Here is a 15,380-nt window from a genome sequence, read left to right on the forward strand (position 1 = left end):
ACATACACTTAGAATGAAATAAAAGTTTCCCTAAGGAAACAAATTAGCATTAGAGAATCATTTCATCCTTTAGTCAAAATTATTTAATGTATGCATATATCTTTAGGAAGTGCAATGATGATTGAAAGGGGCCGCAAGACATGCCAAATGCTTTAACAATCGACCGTCTTCATGTCTCATATCACGGGCAGGATGCATTAGAGAACATCTCTCTTTCCATACAGGAAGGAACGATGACAGGAATCATAGGTCCAAATGGTGCCGGTAAATCGACTTTACTCAAGGCATGTTTGGATTTAATTGAAAAAGACCAAGGGGATATTCGCTTTTTTGAACAGCCCTTTAAACAAGTCAGAAAACAGATCGCCTATGTACCACAGAGAAATGATCTAGACTGGACGTTTCCTATTCATGTGCTGGATACCGTGCTACTTGGAACATATCCGAAGCTTGGCCTGATGAAACGTCCGAAAAAAGAAGACCGGGCATATGCGTACCACTGTTTAGAAAAGGTCGGCATGCAGGACTTTGCCAAAAGACAGATTGGTGAGTTATCCGGCGGTCAGCAGCAGCGTGTCTTCCTTGCAAGAGCACTTGCGCAAAACGCACAGCTCTTCTGTTTGGATGAACCGTTTGTTGGGATTGATATGGCCAGTGAAGAAACGATGGTTCGCATTTTGCAAGAATTACGGGATGAAGGAAAAACCATTTTGGTTGTCCATCATGATTTAAGTAAAGCCGATGATTACTTCAGCCACCTCGTTCTGTTAAATAAAAAACTCATCAAAGCTGGACCTGTACACGACATCCTTCGCCCAGAGGTCATGCTGGAGGCATATGAAACGCAGCTACCATTCTTAAAATCAGCAGGAGGAGACGTGTAATGGAATTTTTAACCGGACTCTTTGAATATGCGTTTTTACAAAAAGCGTTATTTACATCCGTGATGGTAGGCATTATTTGCGGGGTCATTGGCTGCTTTATCATTTTACGGGGCATGGCATTGATGGGAGACGCCATATCGCATGCTGTGCTGCCAGGTGTCGCCATCTCTTATATGCTGGGAATTAACTTTTTCTTCGGGGCCGTCTTAACTGGCGTATTAACAGCGATTGGGATCGGATATGTGAGTCAAAACAGCCGAATTAAAAATGACTCTGCGATTGGCATTGTCTTCACCGCTTTTTTCTCAATCGGGATCATTTTGATCACATTTTTGAAAAGTTCCAGTGATTTATATCATATCTTGTTTGGAAACGTTCTAGCTGTTCGATCATCTGATATGTGGATTACACTTGGCATCGGCATTTTTATCCTGCTGGCTGTCATCGTTTTCTACAAAGAACTGCTCATTAGTTCATTTGATCCGGTCATTTCTTCGGTTTACGGTTTACCGAATCGAATGATCCATTATTTTCTCATGACGCTGTTGACCCTTGTGACCGTTGCTTCACTGCAAACTGTTGGGATTATTCTTGTTGTTGCTATGCTTATTACGCCGGCAGCCACTGCGTATCTCTTAACAGACCGGCTATGGATCATGATCTATTTATCTGCTTTTTTCGGGGCAGTTTCTGCCGTCGTCGGACTTGGGCTTAGTTTTACGTATAACTTGTCGTCTGGCGCTTCTATCGTGCTGGTCGCGACCATTTTATTCGGGAGTGCCTTTATCCTTTCACCAAAGCAAGGAATTCTATGGAGATCATTAAAATCTAAACGAAAACGAACGCAGCTAAAAAAGGAAGCGTCTATGTAAAAGGAGGACATATATGAAGAAGGTATTTGCAATCCGTTTGACCGCAGTATTCATTGCCCTTATGGTCATCACAGGCTGTTCTACTAAACAAAATAATTCCGGCAAAGATGACGGCACATTAAAAGTCGTCACGACCTACTCCATTCTTTATGACATTGTGAAGGAAGTAGGCGGAGAGCATGTCTCTATTCACAGCATTGTTCCCATTGGTACAGACCCACATGAATTTGACCCACTGCCAAAGGATGTTCAGCATACAACGGATGCAGACCTTGTTCTATATAATGGTTTAAACCTTGAAACAGGGAACGGCTGGTTTCAAAAGCTGCTCGAATCGAGTGGCAAGGACGGGGATGATGCACCTGTAGCCGAATTAAGTAAAGGCGTCAAAGTAAAACATTTATCTTCAAAAGGCCTCGAAAGCCAGCAGGACCCCCATGCTTGGCTGAATGTCGAAAATGGGGTTCTGTATGCTCAAAATGCCCGGGATGCGCTTATTGAAGCGGACCCTGAGCATCAAGAGGATTACGAAAAAAATACAGAAGCCTATATCAAAAAGCTTCAAGCGCTTCACGATGAAGCAAAAGACAAGTTTGATCAGCTGCCAAAAGACAAAAAGCTCCTTGTGACAAGTGAGGGAGCCTTCAAGTATTTTGCAGATGCCTATGGACTGAAAGCAGGCTACATTTGGGAGATCAACACAGAAAGTGAAGGAACACCTGGACAAATGAAGCGCATCATTCATTTTGTCAAAGATCATCAAGTTCCTGCGCTCTTTCTTGAAACAAGTGTCGATCAACGCAGCCTTGAAAGCTTATCTGAGGAAACCGGGGTTCCGATTAAAGGAAAAGTATTCACTGACTCCATTGGAAAGAAAGGTGAAGATGGGGACAGCTACTATAAGATGATGAAATGGAATATTGACACCATTTACAAAGGGCTTTCATCATAAGAAAAGACAGGCGGAGTGATTCCGCCTGTCTTAGATTGTTGACAAAGGGCTAAAATGATGTTTATTTTAGCCCTTTGTCTTCTTTTCAGCGTGATAGAAAACCTTTGCAGTCTAGGAAGGACGAGCACTGGCGCGGAACGAATTTGACATTCGTGAGCACCAGCGCGCAGGACTGACAACGAATGCGAGGGTTTGTCTACACGCTGAGACAGGCGGAGTGAATCCGCCTGTCTTTTTTGTTAGCTGGCTATATTTTGCGGGTGTTTTTTCGGCCAGATCACATAGCTGATGCTAATGACGAAATCAATGGCTAAGACCATTCCCCATACTCTCGCTAGCTGCATCAGTGCTTCCGTTCGTTCTGGTGCTTGGATGAGAAAAGATAACCCAAATAGCAGACCAGCTCCGATGACATAAGAGACGAAATGCCGCGTCCAGCTGACCATTTCATACACTGACCGTTCCTTCCCGTACTTAGGTCTTCCCTTCGGCTTAGGGCCTCCTGCAAATCGATAAGCAAACCGAGCATCTGCCCATTTCACCATTTGATGTCCAAAGGCGAGACTCACCCCAATATAAACAGCCGCAAGCCCGTGGATGACACTCGCCACAGCCCCTTGCCTTAAATCCATATAAGTAGCCGCAAGAAGGATTAGATCCAAAATCGGCGTACAGACCAGAAAGAAGGCGCCCCACTTTTTCTGTCTAAATACATAACGCAGTGTTAAACCCACCAGAATAAACAGCCAAAAACCAATTTCACATGCCACAATCAATAACCCGACCAATTTTCACCACATCCTTTTTAACACAATTGTATTAAATAAAAAATAACACAACTGTGTTAAAAAAACAATAGCTGTGCTAAAATCAATGTATGCCAAAAATCGTCGATCACCATAAACAAAAACAAAAAGTCGCTCAAGCTGCCATGAGAGTGATTAAACAGGATGGATTGGAAAACGCTTCTGTACGAAAAGTAGCGGTAGAAGCTGGTATTTCAGCGGGCTCTATGCGTCATTATTTTTCCACACAGCAAGAGTTATTTCTTTTCTCTATGACATTGATTCAGGAAAGAGTCAAAGAGCGTATTACAGGACTTCAGCTTAACGGTTCAACGGAAGAAAATGTCCTCGCGTTATTGGAACAGGTTCTTCCACTTGATGAAGAACGAAGATTTGAAATGGAGGTGTGGCAGGCTTTTACAGTCAAGTCGCTGACTGAACCAGATTTACAGCCGCTCAATGCAAAGATGTATGACGAGCTTCTCCAAATGACCCAATATTGTTTAATGAAATTAAAAGAGGATGGGCTTTTGCTTGATCATATCGATCTTTTAGTCGAAACTGAGCGGCTTTATGCGGTCATCAACGGGCTTGCATTGAATGGAATCTTGCAGCCTCATCGTTTACCGCCTGAGCTCTTACGCTCCGTGCTGCAGATGCATCTGCAATCGATCACCAAAAAAGACATGTCTCCCTCATGAGGGAGCATGTCTTTTTTTAATCTTCCATAAAAATACGTTTTGCTTCGTAGTAGAGCACCTGCACAAATTTCTTCACATTGATACGAGTATGTTCTTCTCTACCGCTCGTCTCTTTTGTTAATTCACTCATTTTCTTTCGCACGATGGTGAAATCAAAGAATTTAGATGCATAATTTTCAAAGGTCGGATGAGAAAAATCAGTTAACCCAAGTGATGCGATGTGTTTCAAAGATTGGTTGATCGCACGTCTTACCCGCTGTTCCGCTGCCTTCGCTTCTCTTGCAATGTCTGCTGATGTGTACGGCTCATTTAATTTATCCTCCGTGATTCCGGTAAAAATGACCTTTAAAGAAGGAAAAGAATCATGATGATCAGTATGCAGCCCTACATACTGATCTGTGAAGAGAATCATATCTAATAAATCTTTAGACCCCTTCTCACCGACAATCCCAAGCTCCGCCAGCAAGAACTGACCTGCCTCTGCAAGACTTTTCCCCCGCTGCTTCGTTTTCGTCTGACCGCGCTGCTGAAACTGCATGACGGATTTGAGTGAGTGCTGAATGTTTTCAATTGAATGCTCTAAATGAAGACGTTCAATCATGAGATGGAGCACGCTTAAGACCTCTACACGATTGATTGGCTTTGTCACATAATACTCAACACCAAGCGTATACGCCTGGCCGATTAATTCCTTTGTTTCTACCTGCGACAGCATTAAGTATTTCCCATGAAACTCATCCTTAATGGCTCGAATCGTTTCAAGACCGTCTCTTTCCGGCATCAATAAATCAATACATAAGATATCAATGTGCAAATCATTTAAGTAGCTTGCCGTTAACTCTGCGCCATCCTCTGCTTCCCCTGCGACAATGCCAAGCTCTTCATCTTCAATGAGCTGAGCCAGTGAAGAACGCACGGCTTCATCATCATCAACAATAAAAAATCTCATCTCCCAATCCCCTCTTTTCTACTGACTTGATCCACTGGTATCGTTAACGTGAAAATCGTTTGTTTATTTGGGATACTCTTCATCTCAACACTTCCGCCAAGTTTCTCCGCTGTATCCTTCACATAGGAAAGCCCGATACCGCTTGATGGATTCCCAGCCTGGTCGTATTTTAAAGTAAAACCGGGTTTAAAAATCACATGATGATTACGCTCTTTAATGCCAGGCCCGTTGTCACTGATTTGAAAGATCACCTGGTTCTCTTTCTGTGAAATAGAGAGTGACACCTCTCCATCCACTGGAATGGCTTCGACAGCATTGGAAACGATATTATTTAACAAAGATAGAATGGTATACACGTGATAGGCGGGATGCTGCCCATCTTCATCATAATGAAAGACAATGTTTTTTTTAAGAGATTCTGCGTAATTTTCATGGATACGAATCACAAGCCCAGCAATATGGGCAGGACTTGCATAAGCCTGGAAATTTTCTTCATGAATCAGCTTTGATAATGCAGAAAAAATCCGCTGGTTATCCTTTTTGATCTCATGTACCTCTCCTGCAATTTGCAGGGCTGTTTTTCCGAGCTTTTTCAAATCCAATGATTCTGTATCCTTTGCGTGGTGCAGGGATTGATACAATTGATAGGATGTCGCTGTAATGTGCTCAGCATGTGCAAGTGTTTTATGAAAATATGTAGATTCCGTGTAAAGGTTAGACAGAAGCATCAGCAGATGTTCCTTTTCCTTTTTCATTTGACGCTCTCTCGCCTGCTCTTCATATAATCGAATCATTGTATAACAAGCCAACACGAAAAAGCTTCTGAAAATCGCCAAAACAAAAAGTTGAAACAGCGTCCGCATCGTTAAAATTTCATCGATGGTGCCACGAAGTGCAATCATCTCAACAACGCTCGCACACAGTTCCATGATGATGCCTGTCGCACCAATCAGCCAAGGCTGATCGCGGAAACGTCTGACCTGTAATAAATAAAAGAGCGTGCCATAGACGACATAATAAAGCAGGGAAGGAAATCTTAATGAAACCGCCTCTTCCAGCGGAAGATGACCTGTGACGGCTGTATCAAGAAGCACGCGAAACGCAAAAACAGATACCCCTGCAATAATACCGCTTGCCCATGCCGGGAATTTTTTCATTTGAAGCAGGATAAAGAAAAAGACAACGGTTCCAAAGCTGACCCGAAAGCTGTCCTCAAATGGATAAAATTTAAACTCTCCGCCAATCGGTGTCAGTACAATGAGCATCACAATTAAATAAGGCTCTGTATTCAGCCATTTTTTTAGTAGATTCAAACGCAGTCACATCCCTAATAATTGACGATAGTATACTATGTGAGCTTGAGAAAAACAAACATCCATGAAAAAGCGCACACCGGAACTTTGTCGGTGTGCGCTTCTCATGATGCCGCTTAATCTTCTAAACGATCCTTTTCTAAAAGTGATGCGCCAGCAATACCTGGTTTGGTCATTTCAAAAGGATTCAAGATGACGTCAAGCTCTTCCTCTGTTAACACATCATTTTGCAGACAAAGCTCACGTACAGATGCGCCTGTAAGAATCGCTTCTCTTGCAATTCGTGCAGCAGCTTCATAACCAATATGCGGATTCACCGCTGTCATGACACCAGCACTTCTTTCTACATATTCTTTTAATCTTGTTTCATCTGCTTTTAGATCACGCAAGCAGTTGTCCACGAAGGATTCGAATACATTTTTCATCATGCTGAGAGATTGCAGTAAGTTGAATATTAAAACTGGTTCCATGACGTTCAGTTCAAGCTGACCAGCCTCTGATGCAAGACAGATCGTGTGGTCATTTCCGATCACTTGGAATGCCACTTGGTTCATGACCTCAGGCATTACTGGGTTAACTTTCCCTGGCATGATAGATGAACCTGGCTGTCTCGGCGGCAGGTGAAGCTCACCAAAGCCTGCTCTTGGACCTGATGCCATCAAGCGAATATCATTCGCCATTTTGGACATATTCATCATACATACTTTCAGTGCAGCTGATACTTCTGTATAAGCATCCGTATTTTGCGTGGCATCGACTAAGTCTTCTGCTCCAACTAACGGTAATCCGCTAATGTCAGATAGATAGCCAACCACTTGGCGAATATATTTAGGATCAGCATTTAAGCCAGTTCCGACTGCTGTTGCTCCCATATTAACTTCATATAAATGCTGTCTAGACTGCTTGATACGTTTAATATCACGAGCAAGAACCTTTGCATAAGCACTAAACTCTTGACCAAGTCTGATTGGAACAGCGTCCTGAAGATGCGTACGCCCCATTTTAATGACATGATCGAATTCCTGCGCTTTTTCCGTCATGACTTGATGCATGTTTTCCATCGTATAAAGTAGTTTTTCAATCATATTCAATGTTGAAATATGAATCGCTGTTGGGAAAACGTCGTTTGTTGACTGCGACATGTTCACATGCGTGTTTGGACTTAGCTCAGTATAAGCGCCTTTTTCCTTTCCTAGTAGTTCAAGCGCTCTATTTGCAATGACTTCATTGGCATTCATATTCATTGAAGTGCCAGCCCCGCCTTGAATTGGATCGACAATAAATTGGTTGTTCCATTTTCCTTCAATAACCTCATCTGCGGCTTGAACAATTTTTTCTCCAAGACCAGAATATAGTCGCTTTGTATCCATATTTGCAAGTGCGGCTGCCTTTTTGACAATCCCTAATGCTTTGATGAGTTCCTCATGAACATGGTAGCCAGTAATTGGAAAGTTCTCTACTGCACGTAATGTTTGAATTCCATAATACGCTTGAGTGTCTACTTCCTTTTCACCTAGAAAGTCTCGTTCGATTCGAACTTGCTTGTCCTGTAGCTTCGTCATTTGAAAAGATCTCCTTTTACGCTGCTTTTGTTTGTTGTTTTAATTCCTCAATATACTTCTTCGATTTCTCTTGATCAAAAACTTTTTCCCACTTAGACATGACAATGGCTGCAAGTGAGTTACCAAATACGTTAACAGTTGTACGAACCATGTCAAGTATACGGTCGATCCCAACGATGAAGGCAAGTCCTTCAAGCGGCAGTCCCATTGCACCAAGTGTTGTGATGACAACAACGATTGATGCACCTGGTACACCAGCCATTCCTTTAGATGTCAGCATCAAGATTAATAGTAACGTAATTTGCTCATAGATGGAAAGCGGCATGCCGTACATTTGTGCAACAAATATGGCGGCAATGGATTGATAGATGGCACTTCCATCTAGGTTAAAGGTGTAGCCTGTTGGGATAACGAACGACGTGATCGCTTTCGGGCAGCCGAACTTCTCCATTTTATCCATAAGTCTAGGCAGTACAGCTTCTGAACTTGCTGTTGAGAATGCAAGAATGATTTCTTCTTTTAGCACTCTAAATAGTGTAAAGACGCTTGTTCCAGCTAATTTTGCGATAATGCCAAGTACGACAATGACGAAGAATGCCATTGTACCGTAAACGACAAGTACCAGTTTACCTAGCGGGAGAAGCGCTCCGACCCCGAATTTGATCACCGTCACACTGATGAGCGCGAATACACCAAATGGTGCAAACTTCATCACTTTATTGGTCACCCAGAACATGGCTTCGAGTATACCCTCAAAGAATCCTAATACTGGTTTCCCTTTGTCTCCTACTGCGGCAATTCCTAATCCGAATAAGACTGTAAAGAAGATCGTTGGTAATAGATCACCTTCTGCAATGGATTGGAAAACGTTTGTTGGCACTAGATGCACAATGGTTTCAGAGAAACTCGCTTTTTCGGAAGAAGCTTTCGATGTCTCTTCATATTTAGAGATATCGCCTTTTTCCATGTTGCTCATGTCAATTCCTGTACCAGGATGGAAGACGTTTGCTGCAAGCAGTCCCACTGCTAATGCAATCGTTGTCACAATTTCGAAGTAAAGAATCGTTTTTCCGCCGAGTCTTCCGATGGTTTTCATATCCCCTACACCAGCTACTGCTACAATCAACGCAGCAATAACAATTGGAAGAACGATCATTTTAATTAAATGGATGAATATATCGCCAATCGGCGTTAACACATTAATAACGGTTTCATTTTGATAAAACAGCGCTCCCACGATAACACCCAGAACAAGTGCAATGAGTATTTGAGAAGCTAACCCTAACTTTTTCATACGTGAACCCCCTTTTTTTGATAACGCTTTCTTTGTTGCTTAATCGCATCTTAACGATGAACCTACAAAAAACGACAAAAAGGAACAAAAAGAAGTGAATTTTTTATGAAAAATCTTTTAAAAGGTGGGTTTTTCCACAAAATTGTTAAAAAAAGACTTCGCTTTTGGCGAAGTCTTAATGATGTTGCATTTGTTCACTTGGCGGTTCTTGCTTTGGATAAAATTCATCATACATAGCATATCCAATAAGAACAAGAGCAACATAGAACAATGCACTAATCGTCCAAATCCATTTGACATTCAGCTTCATTGTGCCACTCCCTCTCTAACCGGTTTCAAACGCTGCAATCTGAGCGCGTTCAATACAACCGACACGGAGCTAAAGGCCATTGCTGCTCCTGCAAGCCATGGCGCAAGAAGTCCAAAAGCAGCTATCGGTATCCCAATGCAGTTATAAGCAAGCGCCCAAAATAGATTTTGCTTGATGTTTCTCATTGTTTTTTTACTAAATTCAAGCGCATCTGCAATGGCATGGAGGTCTCCTGTCATGAGCGTGATATCTGCTGCTTCCATGGCGACATCTGTCCCTGTTCCAACTGCCATCCCAATTTTCGCTGTCGCAAGAGCCGGGGCATCATTGATGCCATCTCCGACCATGGCGACTTTCTTTCCTTGTTCCTGAAGCGCCGCAATGTGAGCAGCCTTTTCCTCAGGCAGGACTTCAGCAATGACATGATCAATGCCCGCCTGTTTCGCAATCGCCTCTGCTGTCAGCTTGTTATCACCTGTCATCATCACAACGTGAATCCCTTGCTCTTTCAGACGCTTGATAGCTTGAGGTGAGGATGATTTGATCGTATCTGCGACCGCGACTATGCCGGCGACTTCTCCATCAATCGCGACAAGCATAGCCGTTTTCCCTTGCTGCTCCAGTAACGTTACAGACGCTTCGACTTGATCATATGGGATATGATGTTTTTGTAATAGCTTACGCGTTCCAATCAAAAGCTTGCGTCCTGCGGCTTTTGCTTCAATTCCATGGCCTGGGTCTGCTTGGAACGCTTCGACCTCGACCGCTTCAAGACCTTGTTCCTTCATTCCGTCTGTGATCGCTCTGGCAAGCGGGTGTTCCGACTGCTGTTCTGCTGATCCTGCTAGCTGTAGCAGCGCAGCTTCTGTCCAATTGGCATATGCCAACACATCTGTCAGACTCGGCTCCCCTTTTGTCACAGTCCCTGTTTTATCTAAAACAACCGTGTCGAGTGATTGGGTCACTTCTAAATGCTCCCCGCCTTTAAATAAAATGCCTGATTCAGCTGCACGGCCGCTGCCAGCCATTATAGAGGTTGGTGTGGCAAGACCAAGCGCACACGGACATGCGATGACGATGACTGCGATAAACGTTTCAAGGGCTGACGTCACATTTCCTGGTTCAATAAAGAAAAACCATATCAGGAAGGTGAGCACAGCAATTCCTACAACGATGGGAACGAATATCCCTGATATTTGATCTGCCATCCTTTGAATCGGCGCTTTTGAGCCCTGTGCTTGTTCTACGACTCGGATAATCTGTGAAAGGGCGGTCTCTTTCCCGACTTTTGTCGCTTTCACTTTCATAAACCCATTTTTATTGATGGTTGCCCCGATAACCGCATCACCTGCAGTTTTATCAACAGGCAGACTTTCTCCCGTAATCATGGACTCGTCAATTGCGGTTGTTCCCTCCACGATCTCTCCATCTACCGGCACTTTTTCCCCCGGTTTGACAAACACAAGATCATTCACTTTTACTTCGGAAATTGGCACGGTCATCTCTTTTCCATCTCGCTCGATGACCGCTTCTTTCGCTTGTAGGCCCATCAGCTTTTGAATCGCTTCTGATGATCTCCCTTTTGCTCTTGCTTCCATTAATTTTCCGAGCACGATCAACGTAATAAGCACAGCACTTGTTTCATAATAGAGGGCTGCCTCATGTGTGCCTTGAACCGCTGACTGAATGCTTTCGTATAAACTATAGAAAAACGCAGCTGATGTCCCAAGTGCGACAAGAACATCCATGTTGGCACTTTTATTACGTAAAGCTTTATATGCTCCTACATAGAAGGGCCAGCCGACAATGAACTGAACCGGCGCTGCTAAAGCCAGCTGAACCCATGGATTCATGAACGCTTCTGGCAGCCAAATAAAAGACGTGAAGGAAAAATGGCTGACCATTGCCCAAAGAAGCGGCAGTGACAAGATCATTGAAAATAAAAAGCGTGCCGTCTGCTTCTCTATTGCTGCTTGGCGATGATCTTTCTTTCCTTCCTCTGCTTCATCTGCAGCTGGTTCAATTAAAGAATATCCAATGGACTGAACCGCATCCTTTATATCACTTGTAGACGTTTGGCCAGGATGATACGTGACCTGAAGGGTCTCAAGTGCAAAGTTCACAGATCCGTGATCAACACCGTCCATCCGGTTAATTTTTTTCTCGATTCGGTTGGCACACGCTGCACACGTCATTCCCTCTATATCAAATTCTGCTTGCTCCATCACCACATTGTAGCCAAGGGATTGAATTTTTTGCTTCAGATCATCTGGTGTTAGTTGTTCTGTTTCATACACAATATGAGATGTTTCCAGCGCCAAATTCACATTGGCATCATCCACACCTTCCAGCTTGTTCAAACCCTTTTCAATGCGTCCTGCACAGGCAGCACAGGTCATCCCCGTAATATGAAAATCAATTTCCTTTTTCATTCATCTCACCTCTTCACATACTCCATGGGGGTATCTTTTTTTGAAAAAAATACGCGCTGTCACATGCAGCACGTATATCATTTATACGACATCATATCCCTGTTCTTCAATCACATCAGAGATTCGGTGTAACGTGACTTGATCAGGATGAAAAGAAACCTCCACCTGTCCCTTGTCTAAATGGACTTTCACAGATTCAACACCTGCTAATTCTCCTACATTTCCCTCGACTGCTTTCACGCAATGTCCGCAAGACATGCCCTGCACTTGAAGTGTTGCTTGTTCCACTTCTCATCGCCTCCATCAATCATTTTCTACACCTTACTATACCCTAGTAGGGTATCAATGTAAACATATAAATGCTACGATTTTGTGAGCTTATGAAAGACGTTCATTAACTCTTCAATGGCTTCATCCCCATTGCCGCTCTTAATAGCATCCGCTACGCAGTGATGTGTATGCTTTTCCATCAAATGAAGACTGACTTTTTTCAAAGCTGCATTGACAGCGGAGATTTGATTGACAACATCTATACAGTAACGATCGTTTTCAATCATTTGCTGAATCCCGCGCACTTGTCCTTCCACTCGTTTCAACCGATTGATCAATTGATCTTTATCCTTCTCGGCTCTAGGCGAAGCCATATGTCTTTCTTCATGTTCTGTCATGTGATCACCTTTTTTCTAATATGACTTGTCTTTCCTTAAATTAAAGCATATCTCCACTGGAAAAGGCAAAGATATGCTGAATGCGCGTCTAAGAGCTGTGTTTGTCCTAGTTTGTTAATTGTTCAATATCCTGTAAAAGATTGACGGACTGCTGAAGCTGCTTGATCAACCCTTGCTGGTCCTCAAGCATAGCAGCAACGTCGATGTTGTCCGCTTTCAATTGCTGTAAATACGTTTGAATTTCCTCTGACAGCACCTTATTTTTTTCAATGATCTGCACATGCAGGTCTTCTGCTATTTTTGGTGCTGTCAGTTCATTAAATTCTTGAATGTCTGCCTTCAATGATTCAAGCTGCTGGGTTAATTCTGCTTTTTTGGCGGCGTTTTTTACAGCTTCTTCTGCGAGCTGTGGAAAGTCCTCCGTAAATTGCTGAATGTCCGTCACATACTCATTTGCCTCTGTGACATATGTCGTTGTATCACTTACTTGGTCAAGCAAACCGGAGCATCCACTTAATACAAGCGTGCCCGAAAATAACAAAGAGATCACATGTTTTTTCAAGATCGATCATCCTTTCATCTGCGGTATTGAAAACATCATTTGTCCCGCTCCCCCATCACACAGATGCAATAAGACCTTAAAAAAGCCAGACCTTTGCCTCATGTGTGATAGGCAAAGGTCTGGCTAACATGTTCATGCCGGAATGGCCGAGAAACAACGTGAGTTTCTGTAATGACGACCAAACCGTAAAAGCTACTCCCCTTTAGGAAACCGTTCAAATGTTATGTTTATCATATCGAATGTCAGGACAACAGTCAATGAGAAGCTGGCGGTAGATCATGCTCTTCATACAGCATATAGCCCGCTCCAGTTGACGCATAAATCCGGTTGCGCCCTTGGCGTTTTGACATATACAAGGCTTGGTCCGCTTCAAATAGAAGAGTTTCTAATACATTTGGATCATAAGCTGTATGAGCGATTCCAAAGCTCGCTGTCACTCGCACTTTTTCCTCATCAGTCTCAAAGAAACTCGTCTCAAACGAATGTCTCATTCGCTCCGCAATATGACATGCCTCTTCAAATGAATGATGCGGCAGACAAATAGCAAACTCTTCTCCGCCATATCGTCCGAATAAATCGTCCATCTGTAAATGCTGCTGACAAATGGTGACAACATGACGCAGCGCCTCGTCTCCAATATGATGTCCATGCGTGTCATTGATTTGTTTAAAGAAATCAATATCAAACAGCAAGATCGCCGTATCCTGCGCATCCTCTTCCAAGATCATCTGCGTTCGTTCAATAAAAGAAGAACGATTGAAGATATTCGTCAACCCATCAATATACGCACGACGCTCCAGCTCTTCCTGCAGCAAACGCTGCTCTGTTACATCACTGATCACAATTTGCCTGCCCTCGATCTCTCCTCTTCTATTAAATAGGGACGATGCGGTCAAGTGATAATAGCTGGAATGATCTTTTTCCCTTTTCAACATTAAATCATATTGCGAATGATCCTGCGGAGAACGCAGCCACTGAATGAACGCGGTATCTTTGATGATCCCTGAGAAAATATCGTCAATTTTAAAGCCAATGCCCTTTTTATTAGAAAGTGCTGGAATGATCGATGCAGCAGCGGGGTTGTAATCTATGAGTGTCCGGTATCGATCTAAAATGAGAACCCCTTCAGACATATGCTCAAACACACGCTCCATTGCAATGGGAGAGAGCTTAAAGAGCTGGAACGACATAATCGCCCATAAGTAGAGTGCATTGGTTAAAAACATCACCACAGGGACCGGGTCAATATGAAGAGGCGTAACGCCTAATAAATAGATAAAAGATGTCGTGATTGGCAGTAACATTCCCACTAGCAAAATGAGGATCTGCTTTAAATATTCTTTTTTTGTGACACGTAAAAACCAAACCAGCATAAAAATAGCGAGCATCGAACAGCCAAATGTATAGACGCCATGAATGATATACCAATAGCCAATCGTAAAATCAGCCAATAAAAATCCGTCTACTGGATTCATCGTGATGCTACGATAAAAGAGTGAATGAAAAGAGTTGGTGAACACCATAATGGTAGTGAGAGTTGGAATCAGTAAGATGAGAAGCACGCGGCGCTTTGTGAAATATTGATGGAATCCCGTAAATTGCAGCACAATCATCAGACTGAATGGTGCGATGAACGGAAGACCTATGTATTGAAAACAAACCCAGAACATGATCTGTCCAGGTGTACTTGCCAATAATTCAAACGTGTGCCCAAAGATATAAATCGCAGTTGCTCCAGACATGTACATAAACAATTGACAGCCAATATACCGGCGGCGGTTCGCATGAGCAATGATTGATAATATCACGGACAGAATGCCAGAAACACTCATGATCACAATAAAATGTAAAACAATCGAATCCATGTAAACGCCCCAATTTCAGTTATTTAGAACTAGTCTAATCTTACTATATATGAGGAAGTCATAAATGGGAAGATGTGATTTTGATTTGGTTGGAGGTTTTTTGTACAGTTTCGGTCGTTATCTGTTCGTGATCCCTTATATTTTCACTACTTTTTGCTTAATTTGAGGGAGAAGTATGTTGCGGTAGGTGAAATATCTGTACAATGTGGAAATCGGGGATCAATGACGAGG

The 15,380-nt window shown here is 42.9% G+C and carries 15 protein-coding genes; 4 read left to right on the top strand and 11 right to left on the bottom strand.

The window, feature by feature from the left end:
* Positions 1-140 precede the first annotated feature (140 nt).
* The 3 genes from C6344_RS11065 to C6344_RS11075 are packed head-to-tail and all read left to right on the top strand — an operon-like array spanning position 141 to position 2,708.
* On the top strand, positions 141-884 hold the full coding sequence (locus tag C6344_RS11065) for a metal ABC transporter ATP-binding protein (protein WP_060597298.1): 744 nt from the start codon (positions 141-143) through the stop codon (positions 882-884).
* A complete protein-coding gene (locus C6344_RS11070; protein ID WP_066030413.1) occupies positions 884-1,756 on the top strand; it encodes a metal ABC transporter permease in 873 nt (290 codons plus the stop codon). Before C6344_RS11065 ends, C6344_RS11070 begins: the two co-directional genes overlap by 1 nt.
* A 13-nt stretch (positions 1,757-1,769) precedes the next feature.
* Positions 1,770-2,708 (top strand): metal ABC transporter substrate-binding protein, encoded by a 939-nt coding sequence (locus tag C6344_RS11075; protein ID WP_066030412.1) that lies wholly within the window; start codon positions 1,770-1,772, stop codon positions 2,706-2,708.
* A 239-nt stretch (positions 2,709-2,947) separates the two neighbouring features.
* Here C6344_RS11075 and C6344_RS11080 read toward each other — a convergent pair whose 3' ends face one another.
* A complete protein-coding gene (locus C6344_RS11080; protein ID WP_060597300.1) occupies positions 2,948-3,496 on the bottom strand; it encodes a hypothetical protein in 549 nt (182 codons plus the stop codon).
* A gap of 89 nt (positions 3,497-3,585) precedes the next feature.
* Here C6344_RS11080 and C6344_RS11085 point away from each other — a divergent pair, with 89 nt between their 5' ends.
* Entirely contained in the window at positions 3,586-4,194 is a 609-nt protein-coding gene (locus C6344_RS11085) for a TetR/AcrR family transcriptional regulator (protein WP_060597301.1), read from the top strand.
* A gap of 16 nt (positions 4,195-4,210) precedes the next feature.
* Here the strand turns inward: C6344_RS11085 and C6344_RS11090 are convergent, their stop codons facing one another.
* The 10 genes from C6344_RS11090 to C6344_RS11135 all read right to left on the bottom strand — a co-directional run bounded on the left by C6344_RS11090 (position 4,211) and on the right by C6344_RS11135 (position 15,149).
* Positions 4,211-5,143 carry a response regulator gene (locus tag C6344_RS11090; protein ID WP_060597302.1) on the bottom strand — a complete coding sequence of 311 codons (933 nt, stop codon included), beginning with the start codon at positions 5,141-5,143 and terminating at the stop codon, positions 4,211-4,213.
* Positions 5,140-6,456, bottom strand: a complete 1,317-nt coding sequence (locus C6344_RS11095) for a sensor histidine kinase (RefSeq protein WP_060597303.1) — start codon at positions 6,454-6,456, stop codon at positions 5,140-5,142. The genes C6344_RS11090 and C6344_RS11095 overlap by 4 nt, the downstream gene beginning before the upstream one ends.
* 116 nt (positions 6,457-6,572) lie before the next feature.
* Positions 6,573-8,018, bottom strand: a complete 1,446-nt coding sequence (gene aspA, locus C6344_RS11100) for an aspartate ammonia-lyase (protein WP_060597304.1) — start codon at positions 8,016-8,018, stop codon at positions 6,573-6,575.
* Between the two features lie 16 nt (positions 8,019-8,034).
* Positions 8,035-9,312, bottom strand: a complete 1,278-nt coding sequence (locus tag C6344_RS11105; RefSeq protein ID WP_003213370.1) for a cation:dicarboxylate symporter family transporter — start codon at positions 9,310-9,312, stop codon at positions 8,035-8,037.
* 175 nt (positions 9,313-9,487) lie between these two features.
* Positions 9,488-9,622: a hypothetical protein gene (locus tag C6344_RS19125; protein ID WP_258182048.1), complete on the bottom strand. Its 135-nt coding sequence runs from the start codon at positions 9,620-9,622 to the stop codon at positions 9,488-9,490.
* The gene (locus tag C6344_RS11115; RefSeq protein WP_060597305.1) at positions 9,619-12,054 is read right to left on the bottom strand and encodes a heavy metal translocating P-type ATPase; all 2,436 of its coding nucleotides are present in this window, start codon (positions 12,052-12,054) and stop codon (positions 9,619-9,621) included. Before C6344_RS11115 ends, C6344_RS19125 begins: the two co-directional genes overlap by 4 nt.
* A gap of 81 nt (positions 12,055-12,135) precedes the next feature.
* Positions 12,136-12,342: a copper chaperone CopZ gene (copZ, locus tag C6344_RS11120; protein WP_024423475.1), complete on the bottom strand. Its 207-nt coding sequence runs from the start codon at positions 12,340-12,342 to the stop codon at positions 12,136-12,138.
* Positions 12,343-12,416: 74 nt separating this feature from the next.
* The gene (locus C6344_RS11125) at positions 12,417-12,722 is read right to left on the bottom strand and encodes a metal-sensing transcriptional repressor (RefSeq protein ID WP_060597306.1); all 306 of its coding nucleotides are present in this window, start codon (positions 12,720-12,722) and stop codon (positions 12,417-12,419) included.
* A gap of 106 nt (positions 12,723-12,828) precedes the next feature.
* A complete protein-coding gene (locus C6344_RS11130; RefSeq protein ID WP_060597307.1) occupies positions 12,829-13,284 on the bottom strand; it encodes a DUF6376 family protein in 456 nt (151 codons plus the stop codon).
* Positions 13,285-13,538: 254 nt separating this feature from the next.
* Entirely contained in the window at positions 13,539-15,149 is a 1,611-nt protein-coding gene (locus C6344_RS11135) for a histidine kinase N-terminal 7TM domain-containing diguanylate cyclase (RefSeq protein WP_060597308.1), read from the bottom strand.
* Positions 15,150-15,380 lie beyond the last annotated feature (231 nt).

This window comes from Bacillus sp. GBSW19 (assembly GCF_002998655.1).
Taxonomy (GTDB): domain Bacteria; phylum Bacillota; class Bacilli; order Bacillales; family Bacillaceae; genus Bacillus.